At 62.1% G+C, this 11552-nt stretch carries 11 protein-coding genes; 7 read left to right on the top strand and 4 right to left on the bottom strand.

Annotation, left to right across the window (positions count from 1 at the left end; genetic code table 11):
* From CK226_RS30290 to CK226_RS30310, 5 genes are all read left to right on the top strand, one after another.
* A partial coding sequence (locus tag CK226_RS30290; RefSeq protein ID WP_143750391.1) for a type I secretion C-terminal target domain-containing protein occupies positions 1-2854 on the top strand: 2854 nt, incomplete at its 5' end.
* A gap of 27 nt (positions 2855-2881) precedes the next feature.
* Entirely contained in the window at positions 2882-3250 is a 369-nt protein-coding gene (locus tag CK226_RS30295) for a hypothetical protein (RefSeq protein ID WP_245318312.1), read from the top strand.
* A 328-nt stretch (positions 3251-3578) separates the two neighbouring features.
* Positions 3579-4778, top strand: a complete 1200-nt coding sequence (locus tag CK226_RS30300; RefSeq protein WP_095793787.1) for an ABC transporter substrate-binding protein — start codon at positions 3579-3581, stop codon at positions 4776-4778.
* 18 nt (positions 4779-4796) lie between these two features.
* Positions 4797-5519, top strand: a complete 723-nt coding sequence (locus CK226_RS30305; RefSeq protein ID WP_245437897.1) for a thermonuclease family protein — start codon at positions 4797-4799, stop codon at positions 5517-5519.
* Positions 5520-5680: 161 nt separating this feature from the next.
* A complete protein-coding gene (locus tag CK226_RS30310) occupies positions 5681-6433 on the top strand; it encodes a GGDEF domain-containing protein (protein ID WP_245437898.1) in 753 nt (250 codons plus the stop codon).
* A 184-nt stretch (positions 6434-6617) separates the two neighbouring features.
* Here CK226_RS30310 and CK226_RS30315 read toward each other — a convergent pair whose 3' ends face one another.
* Entirely contained in the window at positions 6618-7850 is a 1233-nt protein-coding gene (locus tag CK226_RS30315; RefSeq protein ID WP_095793842.1) for an MFS transporter, read from the bottom strand.
* Between the two features lie 18 nt (positions 7851-7868).
* Positions 7869-8534: a peroxiredoxin-like family protein gene (locus CK226_RS30320; RefSeq protein ID WP_095793789.1), complete on the bottom strand. Its 666-nt coding sequence runs from the start codon at positions 8532-8534 to the stop codon at positions 7869-7871.
* Positions 8535-8644: 110 nt separating this feature from the next.
* Between CK226_RS30320 and CK226_RS30325 the strand changes: the two genes are divergently transcribed.
* Both CK226_RS30325 and CK226_RS30330 read left to right on the top strand, forming a co-directional pair.
* Positions 8645-9535: a LysR family transcriptional regulator gene (locus CK226_RS30325; RefSeq protein WP_095775306.1), complete on the top strand. Its 891-nt coding sequence runs from the start codon at positions 8645-8647 to the stop codon at positions 9533-9535.
* Positions 9536-9680: 145 nt separating this feature from the next.
* Entirely contained in the window at positions 9681-10586 is a 906-nt protein-coding gene (locus CK226_RS30330; RefSeq protein WP_095775305.1) for a LysR family transcriptional regulator, read from the top strand.
* Here CK226_RS30330 and CK226_RS30335 read toward each other — a convergent pair.
* Together CK226_RS30335 and CK226_RS34605 are read right to left on the bottom strand one after the other, a co-directional pair.
* Positions 10570-11274, bottom strand: coding sequence for a peroxiredoxin-like family protein (locus CK226_RS30335; RefSeq protein ID WP_095793790.1), 705 nt, complete (start codon positions 11272-11274; stop codon positions 10570-10572). The genes CK226_RS30330 and CK226_RS30335 overlap by 17 nt on opposite strands.
* Before the next feature lie 28 nt (positions 11275-11302).
* The gene (locus tag CK226_RS34605; RefSeq protein ID WP_142877456.1) at positions 11303-11539 is read right to left on the bottom strand and encodes a hypothetical protein; all 237 of its coding nucleotides are present in this window, start codon (positions 11537-11539) and stop codon (positions 11303-11305) included.
* Between the last annotated feature and the right edge of the window lie 13 nt (positions 11540-11552).

Below are 11552 nucleotides of genomic sequence, written 5' to 3' on the forward strand. Positions count from 1 at the left end.
GATCGCGGGCACCGAGGACAATCTCGCCTTCAATCTGAGCTACAAGGTCTATGACGCCGACGACACGGCTGCAACGGCCGCGACCGGCACGCTGACCGTGACAGTCGACGACGACATACCGGTTGCGAAAGTCGTGACGGCAACCCCCGTACTGGACGACGATGCACAGACGCTGTTTACCGGCAATCCGGGAGGGACGAGCGATGTCGCCGACGCGAAAGTCTTGTCGGGCGGCGCGGGGTCGCTGTTTACGGTGGGCGCGGACGGCCTGAAAGCACTCAGCTTTGCCGGCCCCAATGTAATGGCGATCTACAAGACCCCAAGCGGGCTCGCCGCACAGGAGGGAGTGCAATACGCTACGACGACGAATGCCGGGCACACGATTCTCACCGCGACCGGTGTGATCTCAGGCAGCACAGTGTTCGTGCTCGACGTTGCGCCAGACGGTTCCTACGCCTTCACTCTGTCGGAACCGCTGGTGCACCCCACCGTCGGCACGACGGAAGAGACCATGAATGTGACGATCGGCTTCACGGTCACGGATGGTGACTCCGATGCGGCAACCGGCTCGCTTACAGTGCAGGTGAACGACGACACACCGACCTTCACGCACATCACGAATGGTATCGTCGCCAATCAAGACAACAACGTTGTGGTTGGCACGCACAACCTTGCCTTCGGTGCCGATGGCGAGCAGTCGATCGAGATCACGCCGCTAACCAACATCAGCGGACTGACATATCTGCCTGTCGTCCACAATGCTGATGGCTCTGCGGATCTCATCGCGCAGGCAGGAGGATCGAATTTCTTCGATCTGAAGATCAATGCTGATGGAACCTATAAGTTTACTTTGATCGAATCTCGCCCCGTTGCCAATCAGACATTCGATTTCAGCGGCGTGTCTGGCGGTGCTAGTACCATACAGTTCACACTGGGAGATGCTACCTTCAAGGCGGTTGATACCAACAACAACGGCAGCATCGGCAGCACCGAAGAACTGAAGCCGACAAGCAATGGCTTTGGCGTCCAAAATGGAAACCTGGATGTGGGAGAGCAATTTCAGGTCAACTTCGCAACAGCAATCGACAAGCTAAACTTCTTCGTGGAGCATGAGGCCGCCGGTGCTTTCACGATGACCTGGACAACGAATACCGGGCAGTCGGGTACCGCCACGACCAGCGTGGACGGCTTGCTCACCATCGATCCGACAGGCGATTTCACCTCCATCACGTTCACTGTCACGGAAGGCAAAGCCAAATTCGACAATTTCGGCTATTCGAAGCTTATCCTGCCTTCAGACCAGACGTTCAATTTCTCCGTGTCAGGCGTGGACGGGGACGGCGATCATTCCGCCAGTCAAACGCTGTCGATCACCGCTCTGGGCGAACACCCGGCAGGCACTCCGATCAATGGGACGGCAGGCGACGATGCCATAACAGGGACGTCCGGTAGCGACACCATCAACGGCCTCGCGGGCGGGGACACGATGACCGGCGGAGCCGGCGCCGACACCTTCATCATCGGGACCGGCGACTCGACGCCCGTCATCGGCGGATCCGGCAATAGCGGCACGATCTCCGGCTATGACATCATCACCGACTTCGTCGCCGGGACCGACAAATTGACCCTGCCCGGTACGCTGGTGGCGGCCACTGCCGGCCTCATCGACGGGGCAGGAGATTCCGTCCTGACGATCGGCGGAGACACGGTTGAGTCCCATTCGGTCACGAACGGCATCGCCAGTTTCTTCGGGACCGATGCCGGCGCCTCGCCCTTGGCGATCGCCACAACATCGGGCGTGGCCGCGGCGGTCCAGTATCTCATGGGCACGGACATCGGCAATGCAGGGGCGACGCTCGCATTCACGGCAACGATCTCCGGGGTGAATCACACCTACGTCTATACCCAGACAACCGCCAGCGCCGGCGTCGGAGCGCTGGTCGATCTCCAGGGCGTCACCGTAGCGAACCTGAACACGTTGATCGGTGGATCGGTCGATCCCGTTATCCTCGACTTGAACCACAATGGCTTTACCTTCTCCGATGTCAGCCACGGTGTTCAGTTCGACATGAACGGCGACGGCACCAAGGAACAACTGGCCTGGAACACGTCGAAGGACGGCATGCTGGCGGTCGACCTCAACCACGACGGCAAGATCAATGACGGCACCGAGCTGTTCACGCCGAACTTCGGCGGCGGCCATTTCGCCAGCGGGGCTGCCGCACTGACTTCGCTCGACAGCAACCATGATGGCGTCATCGATCACAACGACGCGGCGTTCAGCAGCCTGCTGATCTGGAAGGACGCCAACGCCAACGGCACCAGCGACGCCGGAGAACTGTCAAGCCTTGCCGACAATGGTGTTGCCTCCATCAGCACCGCAGCGCATCCGGCTGTCGGCGAAATCGACGGGCAGGCCTTGACCGGCAACGGCACGTTCCAGATGACCGACGGCACGAGCGGCAACTATATAGAGGTGGAACTCGATACATCGCTGGTTGCCCCGGCGCAGCCATCGGTGGCCTCCGATGGTACCCGGACATTCGCTATCGGATCGCTCGAAGTCGCCGATCTGATCGCCGACTTCCACGACGGCGCCAACGGCGACAAGATCGATCTCTCCTCGCTGCTGAAAGGTCTGGCCGGCGTCACCGATCTCGAAGCCGGCGGCTTTGTGGAGATCTCGCAGTCCTTGGCCAATGCGGCGAATGCCGAAGTCAAGGTCGACACGAATGGCGATGGCGACAACTACCATACGGTCGCCGTGCTGGAGAACTATACGTTCCACAGTGCTGCGGAAGCGGTGAAAATACTCTACGATGACAGCCACGGCACCAAGACGGACGTGGCCTAAGGGGCGAAAGGGACGAGGTGGATGAGCATGAACAGAATTTTGCGTGTGGCTTTCGGGGCCGGGCTGCTGTCGATTGTTGCGACCGGGCTTGAAGCCGCGGACATCATCGAGGGACCTGTAGGCGACTATTGCCGCACCGTCGGCACGTCCAACCTGGTGTTGAACGACAATATCGTCGACCTCAAGCAGCAGGTGGTGAAGCTGATGGACGAATCGGTTGCGGTCGCCAAGAGCCCGGAATGGATCAACTCATCCCGGCCTGCCTTCGTCTGGGCTTCGGAAGCCAAGGTCGCCTGCGGCATGGCCTATGGCTATCTGAAGACGAACTACAAAGACGAAGACACGCTCAACAAATGCGAGTGTTTCCACGATCGCATGGTCGAGTACATGCACTGACCGGATGGGCCGCGCCTGTTGGCCATCATGACATCGGACGGATCAATTTCATCGGCGATCGCCGCAACGATCGCCCTGTCCAGCCTTGATCTGTCCGCCGCGCAGGCCGGCGCCAACTGGCTGGGCCGGTGCCGATTGCGTGCGCGGCGTGTTCGTACCCGGGCCACGACAGATGAAATGCTACCGACTATCGCGCCGCCAGGCGCGTCAAGGCGCCGACTCCCGGCTTTCGCCGATTAAAGAACAGCAAGACGGCGCGGCAAGTCCGCCGTAACATGAATTGAGGACCAGACCGGGCAATATCCGGCGGCAGACGAGTGGAGCAATCATGGAAGCTGTCCGGCAGGGCCGCAGTCCGCGGATCTGGGCAATCGCCCTGGCGCTCACCATGCCGTTGTCGGGCTGCCAGTCGAAAGGCGGCGTTTCCGAAGTGCTCGATCCGGCCGCCGTCGCCGCGCCCGCGGGACAGAATGGCGCCGCCGGCGCCGCTCCGGCCCGGGCGAGCCAGTCGCTCGGCACCGGTTCGGCCAAAGTCACGATGCTGCTGCCCTTGTCCGCTCCCGGCCCGTCAGGGGAAACCGGGCGCAAGATGCTCGACGGCGCCAAGCTGGCGATGACGGATATCGGCAATGGGTTGCTGACGCTGACGATAGAAGACACGAAAGGCGACAGCGCGCAGGCCGGCAAATTGGCCGTGCAAGCCATCACGACGGGATCCAAGGTCGTCATCGGCCCGACCGAACTGCCGGCGGCCCAGCATATTGCCACGCTGTCCGGCTCGACGCGCCCCCCGGTTCTGGCGCTTGCCGACAATTTCGCCGGCAGCGCCGGGGTTTATGCCGTGCGCCTCAGCGAAGCCGACAGCGCCGCGGCGGGTGCCGCGGGGCTCGCCGCGAAAGGCCGCAAGAAGTTCGTGTTGCTTGTCGCGGAAGGCTCGAACGCCAGCGCCGTGGAGAAGCGGGTGGCGAACGGCCTCAGCATCTATGGCGCGACGCTCGCGGTCACCCTGCCCTATCCGGCCGGCGACGGGAGCAGCAAGGCTGTCGACCAGATGGGCTCACTCGTCGACGCTCCCGACGCTGTCATTATTGCCAGCGGCGATGCCAGCCCCGCGCCCGTCCTTGCCGCCCTGAAATCAAAGGGCATTCCGGGGAAAGCGGTTTCAGTCGTCGGAACCGACCGTTGGCTGGAGCGCCCGATGGATCCACTGTTCGAGGGGGCATACATCGCCACGCTCGATCCAGGCGAAACCGGACCGATCGCCGACCGCTTCAGGACGACATACAACTACCCGGCCGACGTCAATGTGGCCTATGCCTATGATATGGTTGCCCTGACCGCAGGAATTGCCAGCGCGGTCGGACCCGACGGCTTCAGCAAACAGACCCTCGAAAACCCGAACGGGTTTCGCGGATCGACGGGTTTGTTCCGCTTTCGCGCTGACGGTTCCAGCCAAAGATCGATGCCATTCTATCGGATAGAAAAGGGTGCGCTCAAACTGGTTGCCAAATCGACGTCGGGCTTCTGACCGGCCGCCGGCGGGACCTTGCGTGAACGCCGCGCCGGCCTGATGGGCCGGCATGCCCGCCTGGTGATCGCGATCGGGGGCCTCGAGCTAATGCTCGGAATTGTCCTGATCATGCAGGCCGGAGCCTTGCTTTCTCTCGGCCGGCCTGCCCGTGCGCCGTCCCTGGAAATTGCCGGCAAGCAAGCAACCCCGACGGCCGCGGCCATTCCCGACGGACAGTTGCGGGAACCGGCGCGGCGTATTGCCGAGGGCCTTATCGCTCCCCCGCCGGTCGACGTGTCGGAAATCGAGCGGGTCGAAGCCCGGCCGCCGCTCGGAGAACTCGGCCTAGCCGTCCGCCCCAAAACGCCCATGCCGCAGGACTGGCATGAAACCCTGCTCTACCGTCCGATTGCAACGTCGTCGGCGGTTTTCGAATCGATGGGGTGGAAGGTGGTCATCAGCGGGGCTCAGGACATCGGCGTGGACCAGACCTGTTCGTTTCGCGACGAGGCCTGGCCCTGCGGCCAGCAGGCCCGCGCGGCCTTCAATGCCTGGCTGCGGGGGCGCGCGCTGAACTGTTTCCTGCCGCCGGGAACCGAGCGCTTCGCCATCGCCGCGCCGTGCCGTCTGGGCAAGCAGGATGTCGGCGCCTGGCTGGTGTCCAACGGCTGGGCGATGGCGCTGCCCGGCGGTATCTATGGCAAGGCGGAAACAATTGCCAGGAATGCCGGAATGGGTATCTTCGGACCGCCGCAATAGGCAGAGTTTGATCGTCAAAATGCAGGGTTTTTCGCAGACCGGCTTCGTCCCCGGTATGGAAAAACACCATTCGGCCTTTTTCCATCAAATTGTACAGTTCGGCGAAACCGAAATTACGGCAGGCAGGCCTTATACCAGCCGACCTGACAGGAGATTGGCCAATGACGAGACCGATGGCGACCACCACTGCCCAGCCCTGGAAGCAGGTCGCGTGGCTGACATTGCTAGGGACCGCCGGAAGCCTCGGCCTTTCCCTTGGCCTCAACTACCTCCTCCTGTTCAGCGACGCGCTGACGCCATTCGCCCGCAGCATGATCACCGCGGGACTGCTGCCGGTCATCATCGGCCTGCCGCTTTTCGCGCTGATCGGCTGGAACCGGGTCGAGATCCACCGCTACCGGCAGGAACTCAACAGGTCCGGGACGTATGACAGGCTGACGGGCTGCCTGAACGGGCCGGTTTTCACGTCGATGGTCGAGCGACGTGCAGCCAGGCGATCGGGGCCAGGACCGCGCTCGGGCGCCTTCCTGATCATCCACCCCGAACACCTTCGATCCATCAACATGCGCTTCGGCCTTGAATGGGGCGACGAGGCCTTGCGGCTCATCGTCTCGACCATCCAGTCGTCGGTGCGCGAGGAGGACCTGATCGGACGCATCGGGGCCTCGATGTTCGGGGTTTTCCTCGCTGGCGCGACCGAATCGGAGGCCAAGGAGATCGGCGAACGCATCCGCACCCGTATCGCGCAAGTCTATTTCGCGCCAAAAGGCACCGAGGATGTCCTCACCATCAAGGTCGGCGGCGTGATGCTGGAGAAGGAAATGGAGTTCTCGGACATGTTCCGGTCGGCCGAACAACACCTGTCCGACGCGCAGGATGAAGCCGGGTTCGAACTGACGCATCTCCACAGCTGACGACAGCCGGGGCGGCAAAGCGGGTCAATTCAGGGGAACTGGTGCTGCGAGAGAGGATTGAATTCTGAATACCTCTATATAAATCAATATCTTACGTCAATAGTTTGTAACATTGTGACGACCGACAAGATGACCCCGAAAGACACCTCCGGTGCCGTATTAAGGTCAGCACCCGCTGAAACCTTTACATCAGTCCATGCGCTATTAGTCGCGCAGCCGGCATCCGCCGCAGCGCTACCATTGCGACAACGCCAAGCAGCGGGCCAGGCGCGAGGATCAGGAAGCTCCAGCGCCAGCCGAAAACCTCCGCCACCGATGAAGTCAGGTGGATCGAGACAAAGGTGAGCGCGATGCCGACGCTCAACTGCAACGAGAGTGCCGTGCCGACATAGCGCGGGTCGCTCAATTCGGTGGTCATTGCGGAAAACTGCGCGGAATCGCCGATGACGGTCATCCCCCAGAGAATGGCGATGGCGATGAACAGCCAAAGCGGCCCGTCGAAGGCGAGGCCGATCGTCAGCGCGCAAAATCCCGAAAGCGTCATCATCATTGCTGCTGTTGCCGTGCGGCCGATGCGGTCGGCGACAATCCCGCCCAGGATCGAGCCGATCCCGCCAGACGCGACGACAAGGAAGGCAAGCAGGGACGCCATCCTTGGGCCATCGGTGCCTAGGCCGGGGCTTCCCGCCCTGATATAGGCCAGCATCCAGCCCCACATGGCGTAGAGCTCCCACATGTGTCCGAGATAGCCGAGATTGGCGAGAGCCAGCGGGCGGTTCTGCAGGACCGCCCGGATATGGCGGCGGTCGAAGGTAGATTTGGCGAAGGGATAAGGGCCTTCACTGCCAAGACACAGGATCAGGATTGCGCCTGCCAATGCAGCGAGCGAGGTCGCGATGATGACATCCTGCCAGGAGACATCGGTCGCAAATGCGGACAGCAGATGCGGAAACGCCGATCCTAGCGTCAGCGCCGCGAGCAAGGCACCCAGTGCCACGCCGCGCCCGCGGCGGAACCAGGTCGAAACCAGTTTGAGCGCCGGTGGATAGACACCTGCCAGGGCCGCGCCGGTGGCGAAGCGGGCAAGCAGCAGCAAGCCGACGGACGGGGTGACCAGCAGGCAGAGATTGGCAATCGCGGTGATCAGGGCACTGATGCCGATCACCTTGCGAAGCGAGACGATGTCCAGCAGGCCAGCAATGCTGGAGGCGAGCGCGCCAACCGCGAAGCCGACCTGCACGGCGCCTGTGATCCAGGCGCCTTGCGCCGGCGACAACCCCCAGACTTGCGTCAGCTGCGGCGCGATCGCGGTAGCCGAGAACCAGGCAGTCATGGGCAGGAAGGCGCCGGCGCAGATCACCGCCAGCATCGACCAGCGCCGGCCGGCGCCAATGCCGACCGGGTTTGTGGCTGCCATGGGTTCCATCTGGCGGTCTCAGACGGTGACGACGTTTTGCAACCGCTTCAGCAGCGGAAGCAGACCGGCCGGGTCGGGTCGGATTGTGTAGTCCGGGCTCACCTCCGCGTAGACGATGATGCCATCGCGCCTGATCACGAACCGCGCCGGCATCGGCAAGGTCCATGACGGGTCTTCGTTGATGGCAGGCAGATCGACGCCGAAGCTCTTGTAGAGCGCGATCAGATCGTCGGGCAGGCGGAAGCGCAGGCCAAAGTTGCTGGCGACCTCGCCGTTCGGATCGCTCAGCATCGGGAACGTTACCTGCTTGTCGCGCTTGGCCTTGCGACCGTTCGCCGGTGATTGTGGGGAGATGGAGACCAGTTGCGCGCCGGTGGCGTTGATTGCCGGCCAGGTTTCCTCCAGTGCGCCAAGTTCGATGTTGCAATAGGGGCACCAGACACCGCGGTAGAAGCTGAGCACCAGCGGACCGAGCGCCAGCAGGTCGGCCGACGAAACGAGGCCGCCGTCAGCCTCCATCAATGTGAAGGTCGGCGCGACAGCACCGACCCCCAAGGCGCGGGCGGCCTGACCGGAAGCGAGAAGCTCGGCGGTGGCGCGATGCATGATCTCGACCGCCTGTCTGGGCGCCTTCTTGCTCTCAAAGTCGGCCTTGAAGGCATCAAGCTTGTCTTGAAGCGACATGGAATTACTCCGAAGATTTCTCACCGCTCTCACAGCGGCGGAAACGTCCTCGCCTATTTCCCAAAACAGGGGTAGCCTGCCGGAAAGGATAGCAATCATTCGGAAAATGGATGGCTGACCGGCTCCAGGAACTTGAAGTGTTTGTTCGGGTGGCGGAGCGTGGCAACCTTTCACAGGTCGCCCGCGAAATCGGGCTGTCGCAGCCCTCAGTGTCGCGGATTCTGAACGATCTGGAGGGGCGCATCGGCGCCCGCCTCCTCGTCCGCACCAGCCGGAAGGTCGGGCTGACCGAGGCGGGGCATGGTTATCTTGGACAGGTCCGGCCGCTGCTTGCCGAGCTTGGGGCGGCGGCCGATACCGCGGCCGGGAATGAGGAGTTGCGCGGGCTGCTGCGCGTCGAGCTGTCCGTCACTTTCGCCGTGCGCGCGCTCATTCCGCGGCTGCCCGGCCTTCTTGCCGAGCATCCCAACCTCTCCATTGAACTTATGATGGACGATCGCAGGCGAAGCCTTGTCGAAGAAGGCGCCGATGTCGCGGTCAGGCTCGGTCTACTCGACAGCTCCAGCCTGATGGTGCGCAAGGTCGGGCAGACGCCGCGACTGCTCGTGGCCTCACCGGACTACATTGCACGGCGCGGTTTGCCGCAAAGCCCTGGCGATCTGGTTCAGCACGAGGTCATCTTCGGCCCCTCCGACAGCACCGGCGCTACTTTTCAAGAACTGATCGGCCCGGAGGCCAACTTTACTCTGCCGGAAAGCCCGCGCATCCGGGTATCGAGTTCAGCCGGCGTCACCGCCTGCGTGCTGGCCGGGCTTGGCGTGGCCTTCGGTTCCGGCTGGATGTTCAATGCCGAACTCTCGGACGGCCGCCTTCGCCGGCTGCTGCCGGAGTTTCCGCTACCGACCATCCCCATCCATGTCCTGTTCCCGGCCGGGCGCCAGCCGAGCAAACGGGCAAGAGGGTTTGCCGATTGGCTAAGCAGATCGCTCGGTTCGTCATGACTCTAGATTGTCAGAGTCTTGATTGTCTTGCCGCCGGCGGCCATTCGCACCATGGTGCAGGCCACTTTGCTGAAAACGACTTATTGCGTTAATCTTCGAATATGCACCATCGCTGATAGCCATTTCGCTGAGGGGGCGAAAATTCATGGAGATGCAGCAGGTCCGCTATTTTCTGGCCCTGTCCAACACGCTTAATTTCACCCGAGCAGCGGAAGAGTGCAATGTCACGCAGCCGGCCCTGACGCGTGCCATCAAGACCCTGGAAGACGAGTTGGGCGGGGAGCTGCTTCGGCGCGAGCGCCAGCATTCCCACTTGACCGAGCTTGGCCGGCGCATGCTGCCCCTGCTACAACAATGTTACGATGCTGCCACCTCCGCAAAATCCCTCGCCAAGGCCGTGCAAAGCAGCGACGTAGCTTCTCTCAACGTCACCATTTCCAATAGCGTCAACATAGCACTGCTGGTTTCACCGTTCACCGAGCTTTTCCGGGCCTACCCCGGAGTGCATCTCAAGATTAGTCGCGGCTCGCCGACCGCTGTTATCGACGCCCTCAAGAACGGCGAGGTCGAACTGGCGGTTGCCGGTCCGTTGGGACAGGCGTGGGATCGGCTCGACGCATGGCCGCTTTTCCAGGAAGGGATCGAACTCGTCGTGAACTCCGATCACCCTCTTGCCCGCCGAAACGAGGCGGACGTCGCGCTGAGCCAGTTGGCCGCAGAGCCCGTGCTCAGTCGGATCGACTGGGAAACGAGCGAAGATCTGTCGCGCGGTCTCTCGGCCAGAGGAATTTCGCCTCGCACCGCACATGAGGTTGAAACCGATCAGGACCTGTTGGCGCTGCTGGAAGCCAATGCAGGCGTTGGCTTTGTCTCCACAACTGCACCCCGCTCGCCCAACGTCCGCCGACTCAAGCTGCGTGATCTGGATGTTTCGCGGATCGTCGCCGTCTACGCTGTCGCCGGTCGACATCGCTCACAGGTGGCCATGACGCTCCTCAACCTCCTGCGATCGACCGACTGGTCGACGTTTGGCGTCAGCGAGCCCGCCTGAGCGCCGCGATCAAGTCGTCGATGTCCATCCGCCGACGGTAGTCGGGATCGACGAACCGATCTGTGATGGTGCCATCAGTTCCAACGACGAAAGTAGCAGGGATCGGCAGGAACCAGCTGCTGTTGCCCTGATAGTTCGGCAGATCGAGGCCGAGGCCCATCAACCGCTCCATCTCGGCTCCCACCCAGATCGCGAGGTTGAGGGACAAAGCGTAGCCATTGTCCATGTCCGTCAGGAAAGGAAACTGAGCACCAACCGAGGCCTTCATTGCCTTTGCGAATTTGCGCCGCTCCGGCATGATCACCACGACCTGGCCGCGCAGCGTCGTAATCTCCTGTTGGGCTTCGACGATGCCGATCGCATTCAGGCGGCAATAGGGACACCAATGTCCGCGCTGAAACGTAATGACGGCCGGCCCGTGGCTAAGGATTTCAGATAGGCTCACGAGCCTGCCCTCGTCATCAGGCAGCAGGAATGCGGGCATGACATCGCCGGGGGCGGGAGCACTTGCACCAGCTCCCTGTTCCCTGAGGCGCGCCACGAGCCGGTCAACCGCGTCAGCGAACTCCGAGTTCAGTCTGCGCACTGCGCTCGCGATCACCGCCAGCCTCTCGTTGAGAGGTGCATCGAGTTCGATGGCAGCCTGGACGGACTGTTCAAATGTCATTGGCTGGTCGTCGGCGCCCATTTCTGCACTTTCGCAATTTCCATGCAGCCTAACATTGAAGCCCCACGGAGACGGCCATGTTTTTCTTGCATGGAGTCGATGCCCTGCGTGCATCGAAGCTATCCGGATTCATCTTCCGTTCGGTATTGCGGCTCGAATCGTTACAGCAGATTTCCTGACTTCCGAAGCGGAAGTCTGAAAGCGGCAGCCAGGCATCGCGTGTGGCTACTGTCACAGCCATCCCAGCACCACCGCCACCGAGGATCGCGACATCATATTTTTTCACCGTCCCGGCCTAC

This window comes from Mesorhizobium sp. WSM4311, assembly GCF_002295115.1.
Lineage (GTDB): Bacteria > Pseudomonadota > Alphaproteobacteria > Rhizobiales > Rhizobiaceae > Mesorhizobium.

Excerpts from the sequence above, each read along its gene's own strand:
- CK226_RS30295 (WP_245318312.1), top strand. The coding sequence starts at position 2,882 with ATGAACAGAATTTTGCGTGTGGCTTTCGGGGCCGGGCTGCTGTCGATT.
- CK226_RS30300 (WP_095793787.1), top strand. The coding sequence starts at position 3,579 with ATGGAAGCTGTCCGGCAGGGCCGCAGTCCGCGGATCTGGGCAATCGCC.
- CK226_RS30310 (WP_245437898.1), top strand. The coding sequence starts at position 5,681 with ATGACGAGACCGATGGCGACCACCACTGCCCAGCCCTGGAAGCAGGTC.
- CK226_RS30315 (WP_095793842.1), bottom strand. The coding sequence starts at position 7,850 with ATGGCAGCCACAAACCCGGTCGGCATTGGCGCCGGCCGGCGCTGGTCG.
- CK226_RS30320 (WP_095793789.1), bottom strand. The coding sequence starts at position 8,534 with ATGTCGCTTCAAGACAAGCTTGATGCCTTCAAGGCCGACTTTGAGAGC.
- CK226_RS30325 (WP_095775306.1), top strand. The coding sequence starts at position 8,645 with ATGGCTGACCGGCTCCAGGAACTTGAAGTGTTTGTTCGGGTGGCGGAG.
- CK226_RS30330 (WP_095775305.1), top strand. The coding sequence starts at position 9,681 with ATGGAGATGCAGCAGGTCCGCTATTTTCTGGCCCTGTCCAACACGCTT.
- CK226_RS30335 (WP_095793790.1), bottom strand. The coding sequence starts at position 11,274 with ATGGGCGCCGACGACCAGCCAATGACATTTGAACAGTCCGTCCAGGCT.